Origin of the sequence: Prauserella cavernicola, from assembly GCF_016595675.1 — a bacterium.
In the GTDB taxonomy this organism is placed as follows: Bacteria; Actinomycetota; Actinomycetes; order Mycobacteriales; family Pseudonocardiaceae; genus Prauserella_A; species Prauserella_A cavernicola.
Genome location: NZ_JAENJH010000001.1, coordinates 429,066 through 453,168 on the forward strand (window position 1 = coordinate 429,066; position 24,103 = coordinate 453,168).

27 protein-coding genes are annotated in these 24,103 nt (G+C 70.8%); 15 read left to right on the top strand and 12 right to left on the bottom strand.

From position 1 onward, the window contains the following. Positions 1-72: 72 nt before the first annotated feature. Entirely contained in the window at positions 73-705 is a 633-nt protein-coding gene (locus JHE00_RS02045; RefSeq protein ID WP_200314148.1) for an NAD(P)-dependent oxidoreductase, read from the bottom strand. A 120-nt stretch (positions 706-825) separates the two neighbouring features. Here JHE00_RS02045 and JHE00_RS02050 point away from each other — a divergent pair, with 120 nt between their 5' ends. After that, on the top strand, positions 826-1,230 hold the full coding sequence (locus JHE00_RS02050; protein ID WP_200314149.1) for a VOC family protein: 405 nt from the start codon (positions 826-828) through the stop codon (positions 1,228-1,230). Here the strand turns inward: JHE00_RS02050 and JHE00_RS02055 are convergent. Together JHE00_RS02055 and JHE00_RS02060 are read right to left on the bottom strand one after the other, a co-directional pair. Continuing rightward, a complete protein-coding gene (locus tag JHE00_RS02055; protein ID WP_200315761.1) occupies positions 1,206-1,994 on the bottom strand; it encodes a putative protein N(5)-glutamine methyltransferase in 789 nt (262 codons plus the stop codon). The genes JHE00_RS02050 and JHE00_RS02055 overlap by 25 nt on opposite strands. Before the next feature lie 620 nt (positions 1,995-2,614). After that, positions 2,615-3,028, bottom strand: a complete 414-nt coding sequence (locus tag JHE00_RS02060) for a hypothetical protein (protein ID WP_230422779.1) — start codon at positions 3,026-3,028, stop codon at positions 2,615-2,617. Between the two features lie 33 nt (positions 3,029-3,061). Between JHE00_RS02060 and JHE00_RS02065 the strand changes: the two genes are divergently transcribed. Next, on the top strand, positions 3,062-3,865 hold the full coding sequence (locus JHE00_RS02065) for a glycerophosphodiester phosphodiesterase family protein (RefSeq protein WP_200314150.1): 804 nt from the start codon (positions 3,062-3,064) through the stop codon (positions 3,863-3,865). Here the strand turns inward: JHE00_RS02065 and JHE00_RS02070 are convergent. After that, a complete protein-coding gene (locus JHE00_RS02070) occupies positions 3,862-4,539 on the bottom strand; it encodes a transglycosylase family protein (protein WP_200314151.1) in 678 nt (225 codons plus the stop codon). The two genes, JHE00_RS02065 and JHE00_RS02070, sit on opposite strands and share 4 nt — an antisense overlap. A 176-nt stretch (positions 4,540-4,715) precedes the next feature. Here JHE00_RS02070 and JHE00_RS02075 point away from each other — a divergent pair, with 176 nt between their 5' ends. The 3 genes from JHE00_RS02075 to JHE00_RS02085 all read left to right on the top strand — a co-directional run bounded on the left by JHE00_RS02075 (position 4,716) and on the right by JHE00_RS02085 (position 7,513). Next, on the top strand, positions 4,716-6,140 hold the full coding sequence (locus JHE00_RS02075) for an MFS transporter (protein WP_200314152.1): 1,425 nt from the start codon (positions 4,716-4,718) through the stop codon (positions 6,138-6,140). Positions 6,141-6,167: 27 nt separating this feature from the next. Next, complete coding sequence (locus tag JHE00_RS02080; protein WP_200314153.1) at positions 6,168-6,938, top strand: thymidine kinase; 771 nt, start codon at positions 6,168-6,170, stop codon at positions 6,936-6,938. Between the two features lie 230 nt (positions 6,939-7,168). Beyond that, positions 7,169-7,513: an RNA polymerase-binding protein RbpA gene (locus JHE00_RS02085; protein WP_200314155.1), complete on the top strand. Its 345-nt coding sequence runs from the start codon at positions 7,169-7,171 to the stop codon at positions 7,511-7,513. Positions 7,514-7,600: 87 nt separating this feature from the next. On the opposite strand, the gene JHE00_RS02090 is transcribed toward JHE00_RS02085, so the two are convergent. From JHE00_RS02090 to JHE00_RS02100, 3 genes are all read right to left on the bottom strand, one after another. Further along, positions 7,601-8,365, bottom strand: coding sequence for a polyprenol monophosphomannose synthase (locus JHE00_RS02090; RefSeq protein WP_200314157.1), 765 nt, complete (start codon positions 8,363-8,365; stop codon positions 7,601-7,603). 14 nt (positions 8,366-8,379) lie between these two features. Next, positions 8,380-9,900, bottom strand: coding sequence for an apolipoprotein N-acyltransferase (lnt, locus tag JHE00_RS02095; protein ID WP_200315765.1), 1,521 nt, complete (start codon positions 9,898-9,900; stop codon positions 8,380-8,382). Between the two features lie 84 nt (positions 9,901-9,984). Continuing rightward, the gene (locus JHE00_RS02100) at positions 9,985-11,604 is read right to left on the bottom strand and encodes an amidohydrolase (RefSeq protein ID WP_200314159.1); all 1,620 of its coding nucleotides are present in this window, start codon (positions 11,602-11,604) and stop codon (positions 9,985-9,987) included. Positions 11,605-11,702: 98 nt separating this feature from the next. Here JHE00_RS02100 and JHE00_RS02105 point away from each other — a divergent pair, with 98 nt between their 5' ends. Continuing rightward, a complete protein-coding gene (locus JHE00_RS02105; RefSeq protein WP_200314161.1) occupies positions 11,703-13,088 on the top strand; it encodes a KamA family radical SAM protein in 1,386 nt (461 codons plus the stop codon). A 13-nt stretch (positions 13,089-13,101) separates the two neighbouring features. Here the strand turns inward: JHE00_RS02105 and JHE00_RS02110 are convergent, their stop codons facing one another. After that, entirely contained in the window at positions 13,102-13,800 is a 699-nt protein-coding gene (locus tag JHE00_RS02110; protein WP_200314162.1) for an HAD family hydrolase, read from the bottom strand. A 63-nt stretch (positions 13,801-13,863) separates the two neighbouring features. Between JHE00_RS02110 and JHE00_RS02115 the strand changes: the two genes are divergently transcribed. Then, positions 13,864-14,946, top strand: coding sequence for a GDSL-type esterase/lipase family protein (locus tag JHE00_RS02115; RefSeq protein WP_200314164.1), 1,083 nt, complete (start codon positions 13,864-13,866; stop codon positions 14,944-14,946). A gap of 12 nt (positions 14,947-14,958) precedes the next feature. Here JHE00_RS02115 and JHE00_RS02120 read toward each other — a convergent pair whose 3' ends face one another. Beyond that, positions 14,959-15,249 (bottom strand): DUF2277 domain-containing protein, encoded by a 291-nt coding sequence (locus JHE00_RS02120; RefSeq protein ID WP_200314166.1) that lies wholly within the window; start codon positions 15,247-15,249, stop codon positions 14,959-14,961. A gap of 76 nt (positions 15,250-15,325) precedes the next feature. Between JHE00_RS02120 and JHE00_RS02125 the strand changes: the two genes are divergently transcribed. After that, entirely contained in the window at positions 15,326-16,066 is a 741-nt protein-coding gene (locus JHE00_RS02125) for an ANTAR domain-containing protein (protein ID WP_307831778.1), read from the top strand. A 6-nt stretch (positions 16,067-16,072) separates the two neighbouring features. Here the strand turns inward: JHE00_RS02125 and JHE00_RS02130 are convergent, their stop codons facing one another. Both JHE00_RS02130 and JHE00_RS02135 read right to left on the bottom strand, forming a co-directional pair. Further along, a complete protein-coding gene (locus JHE00_RS02130) occupies positions 16,073-16,498 on the bottom strand; it encodes a nucleoside deaminase (RefSeq protein WP_200314169.1) in 426 nt (141 codons plus the stop codon). Then, entirely contained in the window at positions 16,495-17,352 is an 858-nt protein-coding gene (locus tag JHE00_RS02135) for an LLM class flavin-dependent oxidoreductase (RefSeq protein WP_200314170.1), read from the bottom strand. The genes JHE00_RS02130 and JHE00_RS02135 overlap by 4 nt, the downstream gene beginning before the upstream one ends. A gap of 93 nt (positions 17,353-17,445) precedes the next feature. Between JHE00_RS02135 and JHE00_RS02140 the strand changes: the two genes are divergently transcribed. The 6 genes from JHE00_RS02140 to JHE00_RS02165 all read left to right on the top strand — a co-directional run bounded on the left by JHE00_RS02140 (position 17,446) and on the right by JHE00_RS02165 (position 22,572). Continuing rightward, complete coding sequence (locus tag JHE00_RS02140; RefSeq protein ID WP_200314171.1) at positions 17,446-17,901, top strand: Lrp/AsnC family transcriptional regulator; 456 nt, start codon at positions 17,446-17,448, stop codon at positions 17,899-17,901. Positions 17,902-18,057: 156 nt separating this feature from the next. Continuing rightward, on the top strand, positions 18,058-18,552 hold the full coding sequence (locus tag JHE00_RS02145) for a GVDTG sorting domain-containing protein (protein ID WP_200314172.1): 495 nt from the start codon (positions 18,058-18,060) through the stop codon (positions 18,550-18,552). A 3-nt stretch (positions 18,553-18,555) separates the two neighbouring features. Next, complete coding sequence (locus tag JHE00_RS02150; RefSeq protein WP_200314173.1) at positions 18,556-19,185, top strand: class F sortase; 630 nt, start codon at positions 18,556-18,558, stop codon at positions 19,183-19,185. Between the two features lie 62 nt (positions 19,186-19,247). Next, positions 19,248-19,823 carry a TetR/AcrR family transcriptional regulator gene (locus tag JHE00_RS02155; RefSeq protein WP_200314175.1) on the top strand — a complete coding sequence of 192 codons (576 nt, stop codon included), beginning with the start codon at positions 19,248-19,250 and terminating at the stop codon, positions 19,821-19,823. Continuing rightward, positions 19,820-21,019, top strand: coding sequence for an NADH:flavin oxidoreductase (locus tag JHE00_RS02160; protein ID WP_200314177.1), 1,200 nt, complete (start codon positions 19,820-19,822; stop codon positions 21,017-21,019). Before JHE00_RS02155 ends, JHE00_RS02160 begins: the two co-directional genes overlap by 4 nt. Further along, the gene (locus tag JHE00_RS02165) at positions 21,016-22,572 is read left to right on the top strand and encodes a long-chain-fatty-acid--CoA ligase (protein WP_200314179.1); all 1,557 of its coding nucleotides are present in this window, start codon (positions 21,016-21,018) and stop codon (positions 22,570-22,572) included. The genes JHE00_RS02160 and JHE00_RS02165 overlap by 4 nt, the downstream gene beginning before the upstream one ends. A gap of 4 nt (positions 22,573-22,576) precedes the next feature. On the opposite strand, the gene JHE00_RS02170 is transcribed toward JHE00_RS02165, so the two are convergent. Continuing rightward, the gene (locus JHE00_RS02170) at positions 22,577-23,197 is read right to left on the bottom strand and encodes an L-threonylcarbamoyladenylate synthase (RefSeq protein ID WP_200314181.1); all 621 of its coding nucleotides are present in this window, start codon (positions 23,195-23,197) and stop codon (positions 22,577-22,579) included. 126 nt (positions 23,198-23,323) lie between these two features. On the opposite strand from JHE00_RS02170, the gene JHE00_RS02175 reads away from it, so the two are divergent. Continuing rightward, complete coding sequence (locus tag JHE00_RS02175; protein WP_200314183.1) at positions 23,324-24,103, top strand: DUF899 domain-containing protein; 780 nt, start codon at positions 23,324-23,326, stop codon at positions 24,101-24,103.

Consider the following 24,103-nt stretch of genomic DNA (forward strand, 5'->3'; position numbering starts at 1 on the left):
CCCGCGTCGAGCCGATCGGGACATTGTCGGCTCGCGGGGTCACCACCGCGCCGGGTCGTGGCTCAGGTCACGTCAGCCGCCGACGCCGACCGCCTTGCCGACGGTGGCGGGGTCGTCGAGTGCGTCGAGCATCGCGTGCGCGAGGTCGGCGCGGGAGATCGAGTGCCTGCGTGCCAGGTTGGCGCCGAGCTCGCGCACGTAGGCGCCCGTGAGCGGACCGTCGGTCAGCCGCGGAGGACGCAACGCGGTCCAGTCGGCGTCGCTGCGCGCGAGCTCGGCCTCCATGCGGGCGAGGTCGGCGTAGACATCTTTCAACGCCGTCAGCAGCGCTCGCCGCATGGCGCGGAAGACCACGCTCTCGCCGGGTGCGACGGGGCCGACCGGATTGGCGCTGATCACCACGATGCGCCGGATCCGCTCCGCCGACATCGCCGACAGGATCGCGGCGGTCGCGGCCGAGGCGATGCCCGCGGTCTTGTTGCCGGCCGCGCCCAGCGCGGACAGCACGGCGTCGCGGCCCGCGACCAGCGGGCGCAGTGGCCCGGGATCGGTGACGCCCGCGACGGCGACCTCCAGCGACGCGTGGGTGAGTGGCAGTCGAGCGGGATCACGGACCACCGCTGTCACCTGGTGTCCCGCGTCGAGCGCCTGCCGCACGAGGTGTGCGCCGGTGCCGCCGGTGGCGCCGAAGACGGTCAGCCTCATGGTCGTCTCCCTAGGTTGGTGAGTGCTCACTCACCACGGTACCGAAAGAAAGCGCTCGGAAGGTGAGCTGCTTGCCGCCGACCATTGAAGAACAGCGTCGGCAGAACGAGAGGACGAACGATGTTGCGTGGATTCACCACCATCACCTACTTCGTGGACGACGTCCGCGCGGCCCGGCGGTGGTACGCCGACATGCTCGGGGTCGAGCCGTACTTCGAGCGGCCCGATCCGGACGATCCGGCCTATGTCGAGTTCCGGGTGGGCGACTACCAGCATGAACTCGGCCTCATCGACAGCCGCTACGCCCCGCACGACACCGCCACCGGCCCGGCGGGCGCCGTCCAGTACTGGCACGTCGACGACGTGCGCGCGAGCTACGCCCGCCTGCTGTCGCTGGGGGCGCGGGAGCACGAGGCGCCCGTCGACCGGGAGGCGGGCTGGGTCACGGCGTCGGTCGTCGACCCGTTCGGAAACATCGTGGGGCTCATGTACAGCCCGCACTATCTCGAGGTGCTGGGCCGCTGACCGACCACGACGGACGTGTCGTCGCAGGTCAGCACCTTCGACTCCAGTCCCGCGGCGGCGAACGCGTCGACCGCGAGGCTCGCCTGGTCGTCGCTCGTCTCGATCAGGAGGCTGCCACCGGGCGCGAGCCAGTCCGGCGCTTCGCGGGCGACGCGGCGGAGCACGTCGAGCCCGTCGGCACCACCGTCCAGCGCGACCCTCGGCTCGTGCTCCCTGGCCTCCGTGGGCAGGAAGTCGACGGCGCGAGCGGGCACGTACGGCACGTTCGCCACCAGCACGTCGATCATCGAGCGCAGGGGAGAGGGGAGTGGCGCGAACAGATCACCGGAGTACACGGAGGCACCGGCGGGCAGGTTGCGGCGCGCGCAGCGCACCGCGGCCGGGTCGACGTCGGAGGCGACGAGCGTGACCGGCGAGACGGCGTCGGCCACGACGGCGCCCACAGCGCCGGAACCACAACACAGGTCGAGCACGACCGCACCGGGCCGGGTGAGCGCGATCGCCTGGCGGGCGAGGAACTCGGTGCGCCGGCGGGGGACGAACACGCCGGGCTCCAGCACGATGCGCCGACCGAGGAACTCGGCCCAGCCGACGACGTGTTCGAGAGGTTCGCCGTCGGCCCGTCGGCGCACCAGCGTGGCGAGTTCGCCGGCCGTGCTCGCCGCATCGGTCAGCAGCCGCGCCTCGTCCTCGGCGAACACGCACCCGGCGGCCCGCAGCGCGGACACGACGTCGGCGTACGAGTACTCGGGGAAAGCTGACACCACGACCCGAACCTAGCTCAGGAGCGCCCCGTGATCACAGTTCTGGCTACGCTGTCGCGGTGTCAGCCAAGACGCGGTGGGCGATCGTCGTGCGACTCCGGAACGGTGAGCGGCTCTACTGGAGGTCGTCACTGGAGGTCGTCCGGAGACCGGCCTGACGGGCAGGATCAGTGGAGTCCGAGCGCCGACCAGGCCACTCCGTTCACCAGCCAGTCCGAGGCTGCGAGTGTCGCGGAGACCTTCGAACTGAATCAGCATGGCGAAGGAGTACCTAGTCGGAAAGCTCAGGGGACCGAACGGGAGGGGCCAGAGTGAGCTCCCGATCAACTACTTAACATAATGTAGCTTATCGGCATTGGATGACGACCTGGGAGGGGAGCCGGATCGCGGCTCTGATTCCTGCCACTCACGGAGTTTCACCCCGCCGCCTCACGTACTCGCACTGGACCCGTCGTCCGCCGATCCGCCCTGACTCCTCAAGCCTGCGGCGCGATGGACCGCCGGGCCGCCTTCCGGCGTCACGAGGCGTGCTGACGACGAGATCCCGTCCTCTGAGTACTCCACGGGATCCATCTAATACGTCACCGTGACGTATTAGGCGAGACGGGCTGGATGCTGGATCACCGGAGCTGTTCGAGCTCACGGGCGGCCTGGGCGAGTTCCGTGGCCATCTGGCGGAGCTCGCCCGGCGAGGCGCCGTCCTCGGCCGCCGTCGCGACATCCTCCGCGGCGCACCGGAGCTGGAACAACCGGTCCTGCAACGTGGCGATCTCGGTGTCGGACAGTACGACGGCGTCTTCGGGAAGGCCGGTGCGCTGCACGGCGGTCCGGCGTTCGTACGCCCGCTGCCGGCAGGACTGGCCGCAGTACCGGCGCCTGCGCCCCACGGACCCGCTCTGCTCGAGGCGGCGCCCGCACCAGCCGCAGTGTCGTGGGACCGGTGTCCGCAGCTGCTGCAATTCGTCACGTGACGCAACAGCGGGTCCTGCCAGTTCGCTCACCCGGCCGACCCTAGCTCGCCACCCGTTGCTCATGACGAGGCCACGCCGGAGCGGCACACTTGAGACGTGCCGACCATCCCGCACCCGTATCTCGCCGACCCGCTCCCCCGGGCTTTCGCCCACCGCGGGTGGCATCTGGACGACATGTCCGATCTGGAGAACTCCCTGCCCGCCTTCCAGCGAGCGGACGCGGAGGGCTACCGGTATCTGGAGACCGACGTGCATGCCACCGCGGACGGCGTCGTCGTCGTGCACCACGACGCGCGACTCGACCGCACCACCGACGCTACGGGCCCGATCGCCCACCAGAGCTGGCAGACCGTGAGCCGGGCGAAGATCGGCGGAAAGGTCGCCATCTCGCGGCTCGAGGACATCCTTGAAGAACTACCGGGCGCGTTTTTCAACGTGGACATCAAGTCCAGTGCTGCCGTGGAGCCGTTCGTGCGCGTGATCCAGCGCCTGGACGCCTTCGACCGGGTGGCCGCGGCCGCGTTCTCCGACGCGCGCCTCGCCCGGCTGCGCAAGCTGGCCGGGCCGAGGCTGCTCACCTCACTGGGCCCGCGCTCGGCCGCCGTGCTGTGGGCCAACGGCTGGGTCCCGTTCCTGCGGCTCGGTTTCCTGAGCAGCGGACTGATGGCCCAGGTTCCCGCCCGGCGAGGGCGAATGACCATTGTGGACAAGGCCTTCCTGAGGGCGGCCCGCAACGCCGGCGTCGAGGTGCACACGTGGACGATCAACGACCCGCAGCACATGCGGGCGCTCCTGGACCTCGGCGTGGACGGCATCGTCACCGACCGGCCGGACCTGTTGCGCGAGGTGCTGATCGAGCGCGGCGCCTGGCCGTCGGGAGGCGCGAACGGCGCCGCCTAGCGCGGGGCCTTGCCGTTCCACGCCGCGTTCCACGTCTTCGGCCCGAGCCGTCCGGAGTCGTTGATCCCGTTGGCGCGCTGCAGGTCGAGCACCGCCCTGCGGGTCTTGTCGTAGTAGCAGCCGGTGCCCTCGAAGCCGTAGCCGAAGGCGTTCATCCGCAGCTGGAACGTGCGCAGCTCGGGCGCACAGTCACCGTAGGCGTAGACCACTCCGGGCCACGTCGGCTTGATGGGCTTCGCCGGCTTGGCGGGTGTGGCGCCGCCGCCGCTGATGTAGGCGGACTCGGAGTAGCTCGGCTTGACCTTGCTGCGTGCGTCGCGGTCGTTGGAGAGGCCGAGCATGCCCGCGCACTCCCAGGGCTGCCAGCCGCGCATACGGTAGAGGTAGAGAGCCCGGTTGTCCTGCTCCGCGCGCGTCGCCTGGTCGGGCCTGCCCGCGCCGCCGACGCTGTGCCAGGTCGGCAGGTCGAACTGGTAGGCGCCGTAGTACCCGTTGCCGGTGTTCACGGTGTAGCGGTTGGTCGACTCGCACATCCGGAGCTTGGCCCACGCGTCCGCGGACGGGTCGGCTCCGGCCGTCCCGCTGAGCGCCACGGGCAGACCCAGAGCGACGGCCGCGATGAGGAGAAAGCGCACGACCAGCCGCTTTGCGAAACCGGCCCGGGGTTCGTTCATGTCTGCACAGTAAGCAAATCGGACAATGCATCACAAGAGTCACAGCAGAAACACCAGCCTCTCGTAACACAGTCGGGGGATACGATCATCATCACGCCGCCAGCCCGGCCGCCGTCGTGGTACGCGCGGGCAGTAATCTCCGCCCACCCGTTGATCCACAGCGCAGGGAGTCCCGCATGACCACCACTCCGCAGGGCCCGGCGCCCGCGGCCGACGCGCGGGAGCGCAAGCGGGAACAGCGCGGCTGGTACTTCTACGACTGGGCGAACTCGTCGTTCTACACGTCGGTGATCACCGTGTTCGGCGCGCTCTACATGAGCTCGGTCGCCGCAGAGGACGCCAAGTCCGACCTCGTCCGCAACGGCCCCACTCCGTGCGTCGACGCCCAGGGCGTCGACAACAACCTCCAGAACTGCGACATCTCGCTGTTCGGGCTCGTGTTCCCCGCCGGCTCGCTGTGGGGCTACCTGCTGTCGGTGGCCACGATCATCCAGGTGCTGGTGCTGCCCATCACCGGGGCGATCGCCGACCGCAGCCAGTACAAGAAGCGCATCCTCGGCGGCTTCGCGTTCCTCGGCTCCGCGGCGTCGGCCCTGCTGTTCTTCGTGTCGGGCGACCGCTGGGAGCTCGGCGTCGTCCTCTACATCATCGGCAGCATCGGCTACGGCGCCTCGATCGTCACCTACTACTCGTTCCTGCCCGACATCGCGACGCCCGACGAACGCGACGCGGTGTCGGCGCGCGGCTGGGCGTTCGGCTACCTCGGTGGCGGGCTCGCGCTCGCGATCCAGCTGGCGTTCTACCTGAGCCACGAGTCGTTCGGGATCGACCAGTCGATGGCCGTGCGGATCTGCTTCCTGAGCTCGGGCCTGTGGTGGGCGCTGTTCACGATCATCCCGCTGCGCAGGCTGAAGGAGCGCCAGCCGCCCCACGGTGCCGAGCACGGCGTCGGCGTGGTCCGGGCCGGGTTCACCGAGCTGCGCACCACGGTCCGGGCGGCGAGGGCCTTCCCGCTCACGCTGGCGTTCCTCGGTGCGTACCTGATTTACACCGACGGCATCTCCACGGTCGTCGCGGTCTCGGCGCAGTACGGCACGGAGGAGCTGCGGTTCAGCGACGAGGTCCTCATCGCCACGATCCTGGTGATTCAGTTCGTCGCCTACTTCGGGGGCATCGCGCACGGGCTCGTCGCCCGCAGGATCGGGGCGAAGAAGACGATCCTCGGCAGCCTCGTCGTGTGGATCGTGGTGATCACGGGGGCCTACTTCGTCGAGGCCGGTCAGGAGATGCAGTTCTACGCCGTGGCCGTGGGCATCGGGCTCGTGCTCGGTGGCACCAACGCGCTGTCGCGCTCGCTGTACAGCCAGATGATCCCCGCCGGCAAGGAAGCCCAGTACTACTCGCTCTACGAGATCGGCGAACGCGGCACCTCGTGGCTCGGCCCGCTGCTGTTCGCCGGTGTCGGGCAGGCCACCGGCTCGTTCCGGTACGCGATCATCGCGCTGGTGATCTTCTTCGTCGTCGGGTTCATCCTCGTCGCGCTGGTGCCTGTGAGAAGGGCCATCGCCGCGGCGGGAAACCGGGAGCCTGCCGTGCTGTAGGGGTGGTGGCCGCTAGGGTCGCTCGACGTGACCGCCGTGGAGAACCCCGATCCCGATCCGACCGACGCGCTCTCCTCAGCTCCGGCGTGGGGCGCGCGCAGAGAGCTGCCGATCGCGGGCAAGGTGAAGTTCTGCTACGGCCCGATGGACTGTGGCAAGTCCACGCTGGCGCTGCAGATCGACCACAACCTGGCCAGGCAGGGACGGCAGGGGTTGCTGCTGGTGCGCCACGACCGTTCGGGCACGCCGCAGATCACCAGCCGCATCGGGATCACACGCACGGCCGTCGAACTGGACCCCGGCACCGACGTCCGCGTCCTCGTGCGGGACTCGTGGGCGGCAGGGCGGCACGTGGACTACCTGATCGTCGACGAGGCGCAGTTCCTCTCCCCCACCCAGGTCGAACAGCTGGGTGAGCTGGCCGACGACGCACACGTCGACGTGTACTGCTTCGGCATCGCGACCGACTTCCGCAGCGAGCTCTTCCCCGGTGCGCGCAGGCTGTTCGAGCTGGCGGACGAGCTCCAGCCGGTGCAGGTCGAGGTGCTGTGCTGGTGCGGGCTGCCCGGCCGGTTCAACGCGCGCGTGCGGGACGGACGGGTGCTGCGCGAGGGTGACACGGTCTTCGTCGCCGACACCGAGGAGGTGTCGGAGTCAGCCGCAGAGGTGAATTCGGCACCGACACGCGCGCAGCCCGAAACAACTACAGTCCGTTACCAGGTACTTTGTCGTCGCCACTATCGCCGCGGCGACTTGGGGCCAACCGTGTCTCATCAGGGACAACTACGGTTGACCTGAGTGGTTGGACACCTAGCCCAAGTGGGGGATATCCCCAAGAAGAGAGGCATTTGCGCGTCATGCGGAGACGGTAGGCGTCTCCCACTAGAGAAAGCTGTTCCCGAGGGTGACACAGCTCATCGTGAGTAACGACATGGTCGGTTGGGAATTCAACCAACCTGTGCTTCGTTGCAGTCTGTGAGCACCACCCTGGCTCCCCGGGCTGGGGAGCCGACTGAAAGGACCCACTCATGGCCGACCGTGTTCTCCGTGGAAGCCGGTTGGGAGCGGTCAGTTACGAAACCGACCGCAATCACGACCTCGCCCCCCGGCGCACCGTGCGTTACTCGTGCCCGAAGAACCACGAGTTCGAAGTGCCGTTCTCGGACGACGCCGAGATCCCTTCCGTGTGGGAATGCCGCTTGCACGGCAGTGAGTCGGAGATCGTGGATGGTGGGCAGCCCGAGCCCAAGGAGACCAAGCCTCCGCGCACCCACTGGGACATGCTGCTCGAACGCCGCTCCATCCCCGAGCTCGAAGAGCTGCTCAACGAGCGCCTCGCCGAGCTGAAGGGTCGACGGGGCACCCGGGCGTAGCCACCGGCCACGCACCGCTCCCACCCAGCACAGAGCCCCCGCGACCTCCCGCCGCGGGGGCTCTGTCGTGTCCGGGTTCGCCCGGCGTCAGCGGCCGAGCAGGCGGCGCAGCTGGCCCAGCCGCCGCTGCAGGCCCCACTGGGCGACCTTGAGCGCGGCCTCCCCCATGATCGCGCCGCTCATCTTCGACTCGCCCACCTCGCGGTCGGTGAAGGTGATGGGGACCTCGACCACCTCGAAGCCCTGCTGCACGGTGCGCCACGTGAGGTCGATCTGGAAGCAGTAGCCCGTGGAGGCGACGTCGTCGAGTGCGAGCTTTTCGAGCACCTCCCGGCGGTAGGCCCGGAATCCGGCGGTGTTGTCGTTGACGCCCATGCCGATCGCGAACCGCGAGTAGAGGTTGGCGCCGCGGGAGATGAACTGCCTGGACAGCGGCCAGTTGACCACCGCACCGCCCGCCACGTAGCGCGAGCCGATCACCAGGTCGGCGCCTTCGAGCGCATCGAGGATGCGGGGCAGGTCCTCGGGCGCGTGAGAACCGTCGGCGTCCATCTCGACGAGCGTGCGGTAGTCGCGGCCGAGGCCCCAGCGGAACCCGGCGATGTAGGCGGCGCCGAGGCCGGCCTTCTCGGTGCGGTGCAGGACGTGGATGCGCTCGTCGGCGGTGGCCAGCTTGTCGGCGATCTCGCCGGTGCCGTCGGGGCTACCGTCGTCCACCACCAGCACGTGTACCTGGGGCAGCGTGGCGTGCAGCCGCTCCAGGAGGGGCGTGAGGTTCTCCCGCTCGTTGTAGGTCGGGATGATCACCAGCACGGGGTCGATCTCCTCCCTGTGCTGTGTGCCCTCCGCCATGCTTCTCCCCTTATCTAGTGCCTGTGGTCCGCGTTCGCGCGGCGCGTGCGCAACCGGAGCACGAACCCGGTGCCCACCGCGACGAGTGCGGCCCCGACCAGCACGTACTCGGTCCACGCACCGAGTCGATCCGACAGCGTAGTCTGCGTCCGCAGCGGCACGTCGGCCACCAGTGACCCCGCGGTGAACAGACCGGTCTGCTGCGTCACGCTACCGTCCGGCATCACGATGGCACTGACCCCACTGGTGGCCGCCACGACCACGGCCCTGCCGTGCTCGACGGCGCGCAGCCGCGACATCGCGAGCTGCTGATAGCTCATCTCCCCCGGCCCGTACCAGGCGTTGTTGGTGGGCACGACGAGCAACTGCGCGCCCGCGCTGGTCGCGTCGCGGGAGACGTAGTCGTAGGCGACCTCGTAGCAGATGACCGGCCCGACCCGGGTGCCCGCGACGTCGAGCGAGCCCGCGTCGGTGCCCCAGCGCATGTCCTCGGTGTCGTCCAGGAACGGGGTGAACCAGGCCGCGATGGGGCGGAACGGGATGTACTCGGCGAAGGGCACGAGCTCCCGTTTGACATAGCGCGTGCCCTGGCCCTCGCCGGGACGCCAGGTGACGACGGCGTTCTCGGTCTTGCCGTCGGGTGCGCGGTAGGCGGCGCCGACGAGCGTGGGGACGCCGAACTGGTCGACCGTCGCGTCGATCGCCGGGTCGGGGCCGCCGACCTCGGTGGCCGTCTCGGGCCACACGACGAGGTCGGGCTGCGGCACGGCGCCGGAGCGGATGCTCGCGACGAGGTCGGCGCTTTCGTCGAGGTGGTTCGCGCGGATGAGGTCGCGCCTGCCGAGCAGGCCGAGGCCGATGTCGGGCGCGTTGCCCTGCACGACGGCGACGGTCCGGGTTCCGGCCTCTGCACCGGTTCCGATGCTCGGCCACACGGCCAGCCCGGCGGTGACCGGCAGCAGTGCGGCGAGGGCGGGTACGAGCCAGCCGCGGCGGGGCCGCGGTCCCTGGGCGCGCACTCGCATGATGAGCCACGTGAGGCCGAAGCCGGTGACGACGACAGCGAAGCCGACCAAGGGTGCGCCGCCGACCGAGGCGAGCGCGAGGTACGGCCCCTCGGGCTGGCTGAATGCCGCGCGGCCCCACGGGAATCCGTTGGCGGGCCACCGGGCACGGAGGAACTCCTGCAGCAGGAACACGAGCGCCAGCCACACCGGCGCGCCGGGCAGCCGCGCCGCGAACGGCATCAGCGCGCAGACCGCTCCGATGCACACGGCCAGGAACGCCGACAGCGCGAGCCACGGGGCGGAGCCGAAGTCGGCGCCGAGGAAGTTCTCGATCCACACCAGGTGCGGGAGGTAGAACGCGAGCCCGAACGCCGTGCCGTAGCCCGCGCTGGCCCACACGCGCCGCCCGTAGAGGACGAGTCCGAGGCCGGTGAAGGCGAACGGCGCCAGCCACCACAGTGGGCGCGGCGCGAAGCTCGCGAAGAACACGAGACCGGAGGCGCTGGCGAGCGCGAGCCGGGCGAACATGGGTAGGAGGCGGCGGGTCCTCGATGCGGGCTCGCGCCGCTCGGTGGAGAGGGGCGCTTCGGCCGCGGCGGTCACGGCACCAGCTTATGGGGTGGATGTGAAGCGGTCGTAGATCACCTCACCGGCGCGAACGGTGCGCAGGCAGCGCGGCAGCGGCGCGCCCGGGTCCAGTGGCGGCAGTCCGGGGACTCCGGCGCGGGGGTCGGTGGACCAGCGCTGGACGCGCGAGTCCGAGGCGGCGACCACGAGGTCGTCGGACTCCCACACCGCGTAGTGGGCGGGCGCGCCCGGTACGAGGCTGCCGCTGACGCCGTCGTTGACGCCTGCGGCGCGGTGGCCGCCCCGGGTGTGCGCGTTGAACGCGGCGCGGGCGGAGATGCCCGAGCCCGGCGTGTGGTGGTGGACGGCGGCGCGCACGGACGCCCACGGCTCGAGCGGGGTGACGGGCGCGTCGGAGCCGAACGCGAGCAGTACGCCCTCGCTCGCGAGCATCGCGAACGGGTTGAGCGTGGCGGCGCGCTCGGTGCCGAGCCGGGTGGCGTACATGTTGTCCGGCCCGCCCCACGCGGCGTCGAACAGGGGCTGGACCGACGCGGTGACGCCCCAGGCCGCGAGCGCGCGGGCCTGGTCGGTGTCGATCATCTCGGCGTGTTCGAGCCGGTGCCTGCCGCCGGCGAGCGCGCGCTGGCCGAGGGTCTTCTCGGCGAGGCGGAAGCCCTCGACGATCTCGGCCATGGCGGCGTCGCCGATGACGTGGAACCCGGCCTGCAGCCCGGCCTCGGTGCAGACGGCGAGGTGTCCGGCGATGGTGTCGGCGTCGAGGTAGCGGGCTCCCCTGGCCTCCGGCAGGTCGGCGTAGGGCTCGTGGAGCGCTGCGGTGTGCGAGCCGAGCGCGCCGTCGGCGAAGAGGTCGCCCGCGAGGCCGTTGGCGCCGAGCCGGGTCGCGGTGTCGGCGCCGCCGAGCTCGCCCCAGTAGGCGACGACCTGGGGCATGCCCGGTTCTGCGGCCACGCCCAGCAGGGCGAGCAGGTCGGCTTCTCCCGAGATGTCGGGGCCCGCGCATTCGTGGACGCTCGCGATGCCGGCGGCCGCGGCGGCGTGGAGGAACGTCCGCTGGGCGCGGTCGCGCTGTTCGACGGTGACGGCGGCGCGCATGGCCGCGCGGACGACGTGGTGGGCGTCGAGGGTCAGGGGCCCGTCGGGCGACCAGCCGAGTGCGTGGCGGGCGGAGGGTTCCAGTTCGACCAGTGCGGTGGAGACCAGTGCGGAGTGCACGTCGACGCGGCTGAGGTACACGGGCGCACCGTCGGCGGCCTCGTCGAGTTCGGCGCGGCTCGGCAGCCGGGGGCTGCTCCACGTGGACTCGTCCCAGCCGTGGGCGTAGAGCACGGAGCCGGTGTCGTCGGCGGCCGTGGCCTCGCGCACGGCCGCGAGCAGCTCGCCCGCGTCGCGGACGCCGGTGAGGTCGAGGCCCGTGAGGTGCAGGCCGGTGGCGGTGGCGTGGACGTGGGCGTCGACGAAGGCGGGGGCGACGAACGCCCCGTCGAGTTCCACCACCTCGGCGTCGGGGTGCAGGGCGCGGCCGGGGCCGTCCTGGCCGGTCCAGACGACCGTGCCGTCGGTGATGGCCATGGCGGTGGCGTCGGTCGAGCCGGGCGTGTGCACGCGGCCGCCGAGCAGGAGCGTGGTGTTGCTGGTACTCACGCCCTGGAGTCTGCCAGGCACGCGCCGACGAGAAGATTTGCATCATTCTGACGTTGTGGCAGGATATTTTTACGATCTCCCCGACATGAGGAGCAGAAGTGACTGCGATCCAGGAACCTGCTGTCGATGCCGGCGACCAGCCCTACGTCTACCGCAGAGCCGAGCTGACAGAGCCGGACTGGCGGAGGTTTCCCGGCTGGCGCGACGTGACCGAGGCCCAGTGGCGCGACGCCCAGTGGCAGCGAGTCCACTGCGTCCGCAACCTCAAGCAGCTGCGGACGGTGCTCGGCGACCTGGTGGCCGACCGGTTCTACGACGACCTCGCCGCCGACCAGCGCGAGATGGCGACGATGTCGATGCTGCTGCCGCCCCAGATGCTCAACACGATGGCGCCGCACGCTGGCGATGATCAGCGGGAGGTCACCGAGGCGTTCTACGCCGACCCGATCCGCCGCTACATGCTCCCGGTGCGCAGTGACCGCGACACGGCCTGGCCGAGCCACCCGCACTCCGAGCGTGACTCGCTGCACGAGGCCGAGATGTGGGTCGTCGAGGGCCTCACCCACCGCTACCCCACCAAGGTCCTCGCCGAGCTGCTCTCCACGTGCCCCCAGTACTGCGGTCACTGCACGCGGATGGACCTGGTCGGCAACTCCACCGAGCAGATCGACAAGCACAAGCTCGCGCTCAAGCCCGTGGACCGTCAGGACGCGATGATCGACTACCTCAAGCGGACGCCGGGCGTGCGCGACGTCGTGGTGTCGGGCGGTGACGTGGCCAACGTGCCGTGGCACCAGCTCGAGGCGTTCCTCATGCGGGTGCTCGACATCGACAGCGTGCGCGACGTCCGCCTGGCCACCAAGGCGCTCGCCGGGTTGCCGCAGCACTGGCTGCAGCCCAAGGTGGTCGAGGGACTCGAGCGCGTCGCGGGCACGGCGCGCAGGCGTGGGGTGAACCTGGCGATCCACACGCACGTGAACCACGCGCAGTCGGTGACGCCGCTGGTGGCCGAGGCGGCGCGCACGGCGCTGGAGGTCGGGGTGCGCGACGTCCGCAACCAGGGCGTGCTCATGCGCGGCGTCAACGACAGCCCGGAACGCCTGCTGGACCTGTGTTTCGCGCTGCAGGGCGAGGCGAACATCCTGCCCTACTACTTCTACCTCTGCGACATGATCCCGAACGCCGAGCACTGGCGGCTCGCCGTGTGGGAGGCGCAGGAGCTGCAGCACGCGATCATGGGCTACCTGCCGGGCTACGCGACGCCGCGCATCGTGTGCGACGTGCCCTACGTCGGTAAGCGCTGGGTGCACCAGCTGGCCGAGTACGACCGCGAGCTCGGCATCTCCTATTGGACGAAGAACTACCGCACCGGCATCGAACTGCACGACCCGGACGCGCTGGCCCGTCGTTATCCGTTCTACGACCCGATCCCCACGCTGCCGGAGGCAGGCCGGCGGTGGTGGGAGGACAACCGCGACCGCTGATCCGCGGCTCAGCTCAGAAGTGCCGCACCAGTCCGGGGAACGCCTCCAGGTGCAGCACTCCGCCGTCCGAGAGGTCGAGTTCGTCGTGTTCGAGCACCCACGTGTTGGCGTTCGGGATGAACACCGCGCCGAGCCCGGCCTCTCGGGCGGGCAGGATGTCGGACTTCGGTGAGTTGCCGATCATCCACGTCCGATCGAGGTCGAACGAGTACTCCCGCGCGAGGTCGTGGTAGGTCTGTGCGCTCTTCTCGGCGACGATGTGGATGCCGCCGAAGTGGCGTTCGAGTCCCGACCCGGCGATCTTGCGCGATTGCTCCTCGGTGTTTCCCTTGGTCAGCAGAAACAGCTCGTGGCGCTGCCCGAGCGTCGTGAGCGTGTCGGTGACTCCGGGGATCAGCTCGATCCTGCCCTCGACGAGAGCCACCGCGAGCTCGTCGATGCGCCGCAGCTCCTCGACGGTGGCGGGCCGCTCGCGCAGCCGGGCGACACAGTCGCCGAGACTGCGCAGGAACACCGTGCTGCCGTAGCCGTGCTCCGCGGAGTTGGCGCGTTCGATGTCGTCGAGCATCGCGCGCAGTGCGGCGCGCTCGAGGGCCGGATGCGTGAGCCAGTCGAGAAAGCCGTCGATGACGCGCTCGAAGAGGATGTTGTTCTCCCAGAGCGTGTCGTCGGCGTCGAAGATCAGGACCTGTGGCTCGCGTCGTGCCGTCACGGCGGAGAGTATCGGTGACGGCACTCTCCGGGGGCCAACGGTTTTCTTCTAGAATCGACGGCGATGGCCAGATTCCGCTGGTGGCTCGCCGCGTTCGCGCTCGTCGGGGTCGCCCTGCTCGTGGGAGTGTTCGTCCTCATCGGCAAGGACAACCAGCAACCGGATGATCGGCCGGGGCCGCCTGGGCGGGGTCCGCTGACCGTCGTGGGGCTCGGCGACAGCACGATGTCGGGCGAGGGCGCGGGTGACTACACCAGCGACACCGATGGTGCGGACGGGAACTGGTGTCACCGCTCCCCCAACGCGTCGGTCCATCACGTCGAGGTGCGCGGCATCGTCGAGTCGGTGAACCTGGCCTGCTCGGGCTCGCCCGCGGGCCACGTCGGTCTGGGCGATGTCAAGCAGTGGACGGAACCATCGCAGGCGCAGCAGCTGGCCGAGCTGGTGAAGGACCACCGGGTGTCCGCGGTCGTCGTGGCGGTGGGTGCCAACGACGATCCGCGCTTCTCGCGGCTGATCTCGGAGTGCTTCACGTCGTGGTTCATCGACAACGGTGACCCGTGCAGCGAGCGGATCAAGGACGACTGGCAGTCACGGATCGACAAGATGGTGCCGAAGGTCGCCGACGCGCTGCAGGACGTGCGCCAGGTGCTGCGCACCGCGGGCTACGACCGCGACGACTACGACCTGGTGCTGCAGTCGTACGCGGCGCCGATCGGCCCCGACATCCCCGAGAACCTGCGCAACCTCAACGGATGCCCGTTTCGCACCGAGGACCTTCGCTGGGTGAAGGAGGTCGGTGCGGCGTCGCTGACGACGGGCCTGCGCCAGGCCGCGAGCGAGACCGGCGCGCGGTTCCTCGACCTCTCGCGCGCCGGTGACGGGCACGAGGCGTGCGCGGGCGGAGGCGACGCGAGCAGCGAATGGTTCACACGTTTCACGGTGCAGTGGGACGACCTCACCGACGTCGATCGCGCGACGCATGCGATCCAGGAGTCGTTCCACCCCAACGCCGCCGGGCACGCGCAGTTCGGGCGCTGCCTCAGCGAGTTCCTGGCCACCAGCGACGAGTCGGCGGCGTGTCTCGAGGGCGAGGACGGCAACCTGCACGCCGCGCCGTCGGTGGTGGCGCAGGAGCGCGGCTGAGCCCTCCGCCCGTTACGCGGACTCCGCTGACTCCGCCGACTTCGCGGCGATCCTGGCGCGCACCTCGGGCCTGCGCAGCGGCGGTACCGTGGGCGGAGGATTGCGGCGCGCCGGCAGCTCGCGCAGCAGTCGCTCGGTGATCTCCGTGATCTCGGCGACGGCCTGTTCGAACGGTTCGCGGGTCGCGTCGGACACCGACTGCACCCCGCTGACCTTGCGCACGTACTGCCGTGCGGCGGCTTCGATCTCCTCCGACGTCGCCTGCGGTTCCAGACCCCGGAGCACGGTGATGTTGCGGCACATGTGACTCAGCCTACGCTCGGGCGCGGCACGGCCGCCGGTACTGGACGGCCACCGATTGTGGCGGTAGACCTAGCCGGTGGACACCACGACACCGGGACCGGAGCAGCTGACGCAGCTCGACGAGGTCGCGGCAACGCTACGGTCGCTGCGCGACGAAATGGCTCCCGCCGACCCGCTCGAACTCTCGCTCGAGCGCGTCACCGCGGGAGCGGTGTCCGCCGTTCCCGGTGCCGAGTTCGCCAGCATCACACTCCTCGACGACACGGGCCCCCAGACCGTCGCCGCGACCTCCGAGGAGATCAAGGTCGTCGACTTCGCGCAGTACGCCGCGCATCGCGGGCCGAGCATCGAGGCCACGACCCAGCGCGCGGCGGCCCGCGTCCTGGCCGAGGCGAGCGAGGACACGTGGCCGGAGTTCGCCGGTGCCGCGAAGGCCGCGGGTGTGCGCGCCGCGCTGGCCGTGCCGCTCGTGCTCGCCGGAGGCGAGGAACCGATGCTGGGCTCGCTGAACCTCTACAGCGCCGACCCCGCTGCGTTCGACCCGTTCGACAAGGGGCTGATGCAGGTGTTCACGGTGGCCGCCTCGGCGGCGATCAGCAACGCCCACCGTTGGCAGCGCTCGCGGCTGCAGGTCGAGCAGCTGGAGTTCGCGCTCGTCTCCCGCTCGGACATCGAGCAGGCCAAGGGAGTGCTGATGGCGCTGCACGGCTGTTCGGCCGATGAGGCGTTCCTGCGGCTCGCGCAGGAGTCACAGTCCAAGAACACCAAGCTGCGTGAGGTGGCGCTGGAGCTGCTCGCCTCGCTGCGGCGGCGCTGAGCGGGCTCAGTAGTAGCCCTCCACCGGCACGCGCGCTTCGGCGTACAACGCGGGCCCGTGCTGCGGGACGTCGGCGAACCCGGTTCCCGATGACCGCAGGCCGTCCAGCTGCTCACTCGACAGCGCGAACACCACGCGCCCGACCCCGGATCTGGCGAGCGCGCCCGTGCACATCCCGCACGGCTGGCAGCTGGTGAACAGCGTGGTGCGAGCCGCGGTCCCGGAGTCGAGCTCGCGAGCGGCCCAGCGCGCCAGCTTCAGCTCCGGGTGGGCGGTGATGTCGTCGTCGCCGAGCACCGTGTTCCAGGACTCGGCGAGCACCTCGCCCTCGGGTCCTGCCAGCAGGGAACCGAACGGCGCCTCGCCACGAGTGCGTGCCGTCGCCGCGAGCTCGATGGCCCTGCGCAGCAGGCGATCCTCGTCGTGGGTCACGATGTCGACGCTCCCGGGTCGTTCCAGTGGGCGGCCACGGCCGCGAGCGCGTGCCAGGCCCGTTCGGGGTGCAGGGTCTCGCCGGGGTCGCCGCCGAAGGGGTCGAACACCACGGTCTCGGCGCCGAGCAGCCGCAGGTCCTCCAGGTCGCCGATGATCTGTTCGATCGACCCCTCGCCGGCGAGCCGGTCCGGTGTGGTGACGGGAGCGTCGGTCAGGCGCAGCACGATGCGGGGCGCGAGCGCAGGGACCGGGAGGCCGTGCGAGTCGGCTTCGGCCTTGAGCTTCGCGACGGTGCGACGCAGCCAGCCCGGCTCGAACCGCAGCGGGTGCCACGCGTCGGCGAGCCGGATCGCGCGCCGCCGGGCGGGGGCGCTGTTGCCGCCGACCCACAGCGGAATCCGGCCCGCGCGGTAGTCCCGCTCGTCGGTCCAGGCTTCGCGCAGCGTGCGCAGGACGTCGTCGGTGAGCGCTCCGCGGCGCTCGAACTCCACTCCCAGAGCCTCGTACTCCTGGCGGGCCCAGCCCACCCCGACCCCGAGCACGAACCTGCCGTCGCTGAGGTCGTTGAGGTTGGCGGCCATGCGCGCGATCAGCAGCGGATGCCGATACGGGGCGACGAGCACGGTGGTGCCGAGCCGGATGCGGTCGGTGACGCCGGCGAGCCAGGACAGGGTGGTGAACGGCTCGTAGAACGGAGCGGGGTACTGCTCCGCGACGTCGGGAGTCACCGCGACGTGGTCGGACACCATGAGCAGGTCGTAGCCGAGGCCTTCCACCGTGCGCGCCCACTGGCGGAGCACGCCGGGGTCGGTGCCGGGGCCGAAGTTGAGGACGTTGACGCCGAGTTTCACGCGTTCCAGGCTAGGCACGGACCCGCGAACCGGAAAGGACGTCTTCCCGGTGTTCGCGCGCCCGCGCCGTGGATCTGCCGGTACTTTGGCCTGGTGACCGAGAACCTCGACGCGACCGACTGGGCCATCCTGGTCGAGCTGCAACAGGACGGGCGACTGCCGCTCACCGAGCTGGGGCGCCGGGTGAGCCTGAGCGCCTCCGCGGCGACGGAACGGGTCAAACGGCTGGAGTCCGCGGGAGTGATCGCCGGCTATCGCGCGCAGGTCGATCTCGGCCGCGTCGGCTACGCCGTGCTCGCGGTGATCCGCCTGAAGTACCCGGGCAGCAAGCACGAGCCGCTGCACCGGTTACTGGAGCGGCGCACGGAGATCCTGGAATGCCTGCGCACCACCGGCGACGACTGCTACACGCTCAAGGTCGCCGCCTCGTCGATGAGCCATCTCGAGCAGATCGCCGACGAGCTCTCCGCGTTCGGCAGCACCAACACCAACCTGGTCTACAGCGAGCCGCTGCCCTACCGAGGCCCCCAGACCCCGCCCCGGAGCTAGCCTTTCTGGTCGATGAACGGGCCCTCATACCGGTTTCATCTTCCCCACCAGGCCCGTGACGAGACTTCCCCTCGACCGGCGACCCGGTCCGCGGGACCATCCCGGCCCCGCGACTCCCGCGGCCCCTCGGCCGCGCTCCGGAAAGGGCTTTTCGAGATGACCACCAGTGTTCGCACGCTCCTGCTCGCCGCCGTCCTCGGTGGCGGGGTCGCGCTCGGTGTCGCCGCTCCGGCGATGGCCGTCCCGGCATCCGCCGATGTCGCGCCCGCCGCGTTCCAGGACGACGACGGTCCCGGTGGCGACGACGCCGATGACCGTGGTGACGACGACGGCAGACCCGACGACGGCGGTGCCGACGACAACGCCGACGACCGTGGCCCCGGCGGCACCGCTCCCCGCGACGATCACGGGGACGACCGTGGCGACGACAACGCCGATGACGGCGCAGATGACCACGCTGATGACGGCGGCGTGCGGGGCGCGGCCGGGGACGACGATGACGACGTGGCTCCCAGCGGTGGCGTCGAGACCGGTGCGGGTGGCACCGCGGGCGGCGACGCGCTGCTGCCGGTGGGACTGCTCGCCGGTACCGGCCTCGCCGTCGCGGGCGGGGTCGCCCTGGCTCGCAGGCGCGCGGGCGAGCACGGCTGATCCGTGCCCGCCGACGTCACGTCGAGAGACGGTGGCCGCGGACCCGTGCGGTTCGCGGCCACCGCCGCGGCGGTGCTCGCGGTCACCGCGGCCTGCGGTCCCGGTCTGCCGCCGCGCGGTGTGGTGACCAGCGAGGGCGTCACACCGCCGTCGTTGCCGCCGTCGGTCAGCGCCGAGGCGGACGCGCAGGTCGCCGACCCGGTGCGGTTGCGCATCCCCGCCATCGGGGTGGACGCGCCGGTCGGGCCGCTCGAAGTCGACGCGCACAATGTCCTGCCCCCACCGGAGACCAACGAGGGCACCGGGTGGTGGCGGGGCGGGCCGGAGCCGGGTGAGCGGGGGCCCGCCGTCATCGTCGGCCACGTCGACTCCTACCAGGGGCCCGCGGTGTTCTTCCGGCTCTCCGAACTGGAACCGGGCCAGGAGATCCTGGTGGAGCGGGCCGACGGGAGCACGGCCGGGTTCGTCGTCGCACGGCTGGAACGCCACGCCAAGGACGCCTTTCCCACCGAGACCGTCTACGGCGACACGGCGGGCGCCGAGCTGCGCCTGGTCACCTGCGGCGGCGAGTTCGCCGAACAGGACCGTCGCTACCTCGACAACGTGATCGTCTACGCTCACCGCTCCCGGTGAATTCAATCAGTGATTGGATTACTGCTTGAGTCTCGCCGGCCCCGTGCGTTTCACTGGAGCGCATGCCCGCCACTCGTGAGCGCCTGCTCGACGTCGCCGAGGAACTCTTCGCCGAGCATGACTACGACGCCGTCTCCGTACGGTCCGTGAACACGGCGGCCGGGATGAACCCGGCCGCCGTGCACTACCACTTCGGTTCCAAGGAGGCGCTCGTCGCCGCCCTGCTGGAACACCGGCTCGCGCCGCTGTGGCAGGACGGTCTGGCCGAGCTCTCGCAACGCGGTCGCGACGGCAGCCCGCCGGCAGTCGCGGAGCTGGTGGACGTGGTCCTCGCGCCGCTGGCGGAGCTGGCCCGCGATCCGCTGGGCCGCCTTCGGCTGCGACTGCTGGCGCGGGTCGTACTCGGCCGCTGGGACGTCGGCTGGACGTCGCGCTGGTTCGGGCTGAACCCGTGGGTGAGCCTGCTGCGCGCGGTCCGCCCCGACCTCTCGGCCTCGGTCGCGGGCCGGCGCTGGCTACTGGCGTTCGACCTGGTGCTGCACACGTTCGCCGATCCGGCGGCCGCCCCACCCAGGCAGGGCCGTGCCGCGTACCGGGCGCTGCGCTCGTTCGTGATCGCCGGACTGGACGCGCCATGAGCACGCCCGACGTCTTCTCCCCCACCACACTGGGGCCGCTGTCGCTGCGCAACCGCATCATCAAGGCGGCCACCTTCGAGGGCGCCACTCCCCGCGGCGAGGTCACCGACCGGCTCGTCGACTTCCACGTCCGCGTCGCCCGCGGCGGGGCCGCGCTCACGACGCTCGCCTACTGCGCCGTCACCCCGGAGGGCGGCACCGACCGGCACCAGATCCGGATGCGCGCCGACGCCGTACCCGGTCTGCGCGCGCTCACCGAGGCCGTGCACCGCGAGGGTGCGGCGATCAGCGCGCAGCTCGGGCACGCCGGCCCGGTGGCCAACGCCGCGTCCAACCGGGTGCGCTCGCTCGCGCCGAGCGGCCTGCCCAGCCCGTTCGGTCTGCGCCCGATCCGCGCGGCGACCGCCGAGGATCTCGACCGCATCGTCGCCGCCCACGCCGACGCCGCGCGAGTGGCGATCGAGGCCGGGTTCGACGCGGTGGAGCTCCACTTCGGACACAACTATCTCGCGAGCGCGTTCCTCAGTCCCCTACTGAACCGGCGCACCGACCGCTACGGCGGCTCCCTGCGCAACCGAGCACGGCTGACGCTGGACATCGCGCGCGCCGTGCGCGACGCGGTCGGCGACCGCATCACCATCACGGCCAAGCTCAACATGGACGACGGCGTGCCCGGCGGGTTCTGGATCGACGAGAGCGTGCGGGTCGCCGAGTGGCTGCAGGCAGAGGGCACCGTCGACGCGCTGGAGCTCACGGCGGGCAGCTCGCTGCTCAACCCGATGTATCTGTTCACCGGTGACGTGCCGCTGCGGGAGTTCGCCGCCCGCTTCCCCGCACCGCTGCGTTGGGGAATCCGCCTGTCCGGCACCAGGTTCCTGCGGTCCTACCCATACCGGGAGGCGTATCTGCTGGACCGGGCACTGCAGTTCCGGGACGCAGTGGACCTGCCGCTGATCCTGCTCGGCGGCATCACGCGGCTCGAGACGATGCGGCTGGCGATGCGGCACGGCTTCGAGTTCGTCGCGCTGGCCAGGGCACTGCTGCGCGAGCCGGACCTGCCCGCGCGGTTGCGTTCGGACCCCGCGGCCCGGTCGTTGTGCATACACTGCAACCGGTGCATGCCGACGATCTACGGCGGGACGCACTGTGTGCTCACCATCGACGCGAGCCGAGCCGGAATCGAGGTCAGGCCATGACCGCCACGACCAGCGGGCACATCTTCGACCCGGTGCGCCACTGGGAGCGCAGCGATCCCGGCCGGATCGCCGTGCGTTTCGGCGAACGCGACCGCAGCTGGGCCGAACTGGCCTCCCGGGTCCGCCGCAACGCCACCGCGCAGGTGGCCGCCGGACTGGAGCCGGGCGACCGGGTGGCGTTCGTGGACAAGAACCACCCGGCGTGCCTGGAGACCACGCTGGCGTGCGCGCTCACCGGCACCGTCAACGCCGTGGTGAACTTCCGCCTCGCGCCCGCGGAGCTGGCCTACGTGCTCAACGACTCTGGCGCGCGGGTCGTGTTCGCGGGCGCCGAACTGCTGCCCGCGATCGAGCAGGTCCGCGACGAACTGGACACCGTCGAGCGGGTGATCGTCGTCGGCGGCGAGCACGACGCCTACGAGGAGTTCCTGGCCTCGGGCACCGACACCGAACCCGGCCACACCGCCGATCCCGGCGACTGCTTCCTGCAGCTCTACACCTCGGGGACCACGGGACATCCCAAGGGCGCGATGCTCACCCACCGCTGCCTGGCCGCCCATTCCGCCGCCGCGGCCGAGGCGTTCGAGTTCACGCGCGACGCGGTGAACCTGGTGGCGATGCCGCTGTTCCACGTCGGCGGCACCAGCTGGGCGCTGGCCGGGATGTCGCGCGGGTGCGAGACGATCGTGGTGCGCGAGGTGATTCCCGAGGAGATCCTGGCCCAGTTCGGCAGGGACCGGGTGACGCACGCGTTCTTCGTGCCCGCCGTGTTCGGGTTCCTGCTGCGCGTCCCCGGCGTCGGCGACCACGACTACTCCTCACTGCGTTGCCTCGGCTACGGCGGCTCGCCGATGCCGACGCCGTTGCTGCGCCAGGCGCTCGACACCTTCCCGGTCGGCTTCTACCAGGTCTACGGGATGACCGAGGCCTCGGGCGTGTTCGCGGTGCTCGGCCCCGGCGACCACCGCGCCACCGGCCATCCCGAGCGGCTGACCTCGGCCGGGCTGCCCGTGCCCGGGGTGGAGGTGCGTGTGACCGACCCGGCCACCGGTGCGCCCGTGGCCGACGGCGAGCCGGGCGAGTTCCAGCTGCGCGGCGAGTTGGTGATGGCGGGGTACTGGAAGCGGCCACGGGAGACCGCGGAGACGATCGTCGACGGCTGGCTGCGCACCGGCGACGCGGGGCGCCGCGACGAGCACGGCTACCTCTACATCGAGGACCGCGTCAAGGACATGATCATCTCGGGTGGCGAGAACATCTACCCCGCCGAGGTCGAACGGGTGCTCGTCGAGTTCCCCGGCGTGGCCGAGGCGGCCGTCATCGGTGTGCCGGACGAACGCTGGGGCGAGACCGTGAAGGCCGTGCTGGTGCTCGCCGACGGCGCCACGCTCACCGAGCACGACGTGGTCGAGTTCTGCCGAGCACGGCTCGCGCGCTACAAGTGCCCCTCCACTGTGGACGTCGTGGAGTCGTTGCCGCGCAACGCCACCGGCAAGATCCTCAAGCGCACGCTGCGCGCCCCCTACTGGGAGGGCAGGCAGCGCGCGCTCTGAGTGCTCAGCTGAAACGCGCGGGGTCGCCCGCCCCGGCACGCACGATCTCGGGCTCGTCGGTGGAGAAGTCCACGACCGTGGTGGGCTCGGTGCCGCACTCGCCGGAGTCGATCACGGCGTCCAGCGAGTGGTCGAGCCGCTCCTTGATCTCCCAGCCCTGCGTCAGCGGCTCCTCCTCGCCGGGCAGCAGCAGCGTGCTCGACAGCATCGGCTCGCCCAGGTCGGCGAGCAATGCCTGCACCACGGTGTGTTCGGGGATGCGCACGCCGACGGTCTTCTTCTTGGGGTGCAGCAGCCTGCGCGGCACCTCCTTGGTGGCCGGGAGGATGAACGTGTAGCTGCCCGGTGTCGCGGCCTTGATCGCGCGGAACACGGCGTTGCTGATGTGGACGAACTGGCCCAGCTGCGCGAAGTCCTGGCACACGAGCGTGAAGTGGTGCCGGTCGTCGAGGTGGCGGATCGTCTTGATCCGGTCGATGCCGTCGCGATTGCCGAGCTGGCTGCCGAGCGCGAAGCACGAGTCGGTCGGGTAGGCGATCAGTCCGCCTTCGCGAACGATGTCCACCACCTTCCCGATCGAACGCGGTTGCGGATTGTCGGGATGGACGTCGAAGTACCTCGCCATGCGCAGAGCCTAGGGGTTGACGGGGGCCACCCGCGCCCCGGCGCGCCGGGGCCTTGCCAGTCCTCGGTGCCGAGGGAAGGCTTGGGCGCAGGAGATCCGGCACACCCGGCACACCCGGAGGACACCATGACGACTCCGCATGACCCGGCCGCCCCCACCTCGACCGTCCGCCCGCCCGTGGTGGACCTGGACACGTGGCAGGCCGCGCGCGACGAACTCCTGGTTCGCGAGAAGGCCCACACCCGTCAGGGTGATGCCCTCGCCGCGGCCCGTCGCAGGCTGCCGATGGTGGAGCTCGACGGGACGGTCGAGGTCGTCGGACCCGACGGGCCGGTGCCGTTCCTCGAGCTCTTCCAGGGCCGCGACGAGCTCGTCGTCTACCAGCACATGTGGCATGACGGCGCGCCGCACCAGGGGCAGTGCGAGGGCTGCACCACCACGGCGTGGCACCTCAGGGATGCGGTCTACCTCAACGCCCGCGGGGTCTCGTTCGCGATCCTGACCACGGGCCGCTGGGACGAGGTGGCCGCGTTCGTCGAGTTCATGGGCTACACCCAGCCCTGGTACTCGGTGCGCGACGTGGCCGCACCGATCGGCGGCGAGATGGGGTACCTCGCGTGCTTCCTGCGCGACGGCGACCGCGTGTTCCTCACCTACTCCACGACGGGGCGGGGCACCGAGCGCGTCAACGGGTCGATGGGGCTGCTGGACCTGACGCCCTACGGCCGGGGTGAGGCGTGGGAGGACAAGCCAGAAGGCTGGCCCGAGGGCGACGCCCCGTGCTGGTCGTGGCGTTCGGACGCCGACGGCATCGCCACGTGGGGTCCGACCAGTCGTCCGGTGCCGCAATGGACCCGTCCCGGCGCGACGCCGGTGGGCACGCTCGGACGGCACGACCACCACTGA

What these genes read in the sequence shown, in the direction of transcription:
- JHE00_RS02045 (WP_200314148.1), bottom strand. Translation starts at nt 705, where the DNA reads ATGAGGCTGACCGTCTTCGGCGCCACCGGCGGCACCGGCGCACACCTC.
- JHE00_RS02050 (WP_200314149.1), top strand. Translation starts at nt 826, where the DNA reads ATGTTGCGTGGATTCACCACCATCACCTACTTCGTGGACGACGTCCGC.
- JHE00_RS02060 (WP_230422779.1), bottom strand. Translation starts at nt 3,028, where the DNA reads ATGAGCAACGGGTGGCGAGCTAGGGTCGGCCGGGTGAGCGAACTGGCA.
- JHE00_RS02070 (WP_200314151.1), bottom strand. Translation starts at nt 4,539, where the DNA reads ATGAACGAACCCCGGGCCGGTTTCGCAAAGCGGCTGGTCGTGCGCTTT.
- JHE00_RS02075 (WP_200314152.1), top strand. Translation starts at nt 4,716, where the DNA reads ATGACCACCACTCCGCAGGGCCCGGCGCCCGCGGCCGACGCGCGGGAG.
- JHE00_RS02085 (WP_200314155.1), top strand. Translation starts at nt 7,169, where the DNA reads ATGGCCGACCGTGTTCTCCGTGGAAGCCGGTTGGGAGCGGTCAGTTAC.
- JHE00_RS02090 (WP_200314157.1), bottom strand. Translation starts at nt 8,365, where the DNA reads ATGGCGGAGGGCACACAGCACAGGGAGGAGATCGACCCCGTGCTGGTG.
- lnt (WP_200315765.1), bottom strand. Translation starts at nt 9,900, where the DNA reads ATGTTCGCCCGGCTCGCGCTCGCCAGCGCCTCCGGTCTCGTGTTCTTC.
- JHE00_RS02115 (WP_200314164.1), top strand. Translation starts at nt 13,864, where the DNA reads ATGGCCAGATTCCGCTGGTGGCTCGCCGCGTTCGCGCTCGTCGGGGTC.
- JHE00_RS02120 (WP_200314166.1), bottom strand. Translation starts at nt 15,249, where the DNA reads ATGTGCCGCAACATCACCGTGCTCCGGGGTCTGGAACCGCAGGCGACG.
- JHE00_RS02145 (WP_200314172.1), top strand. Translation starts at nt 18,058, where the DNA reads ATGACCACCAGTGTTCGCACGCTCCTGCTCGCCGCCGTCCTCGGTGGC.
- JHE00_RS02155 (WP_200314175.1), top strand. Translation starts at nt 19,248, where the DNA reads ATGCCCGCCACTCGTGAGCGCCTGCTCGACGTCGCCGAGGAACTCTTC.
- JHE00_RS02160 (WP_200314177.1), top strand. Translation starts at nt 19,820, where the DNA reads ATGAGCACGCCCGACGTCTTCTCCCCCACCACACTGGGGCCGCTGTCG.
- JHE00_RS02165 (WP_200314179.1), top strand. Translation starts at nt 21,016, where the DNA reads ATGACCGCCACGACCAGCGGGCACATCTTCGACCCGGTGCGCCACTGG.
- JHE00_RS02170 (WP_200314181.1), bottom strand. Translation starts at nt 23,197, where the DNA reads ATGGCGAGGTACTTCGACGTCCATCCCGACAATCCGCAACCGCGTTCG.
- JHE00_RS02175 (WP_200314183.1), top strand. Translation starts at nt 23,324, where the DNA reads ATGACGACTCCGCATGACCCGGCCGCCCCCACCTCGACCGTCCGCCCG.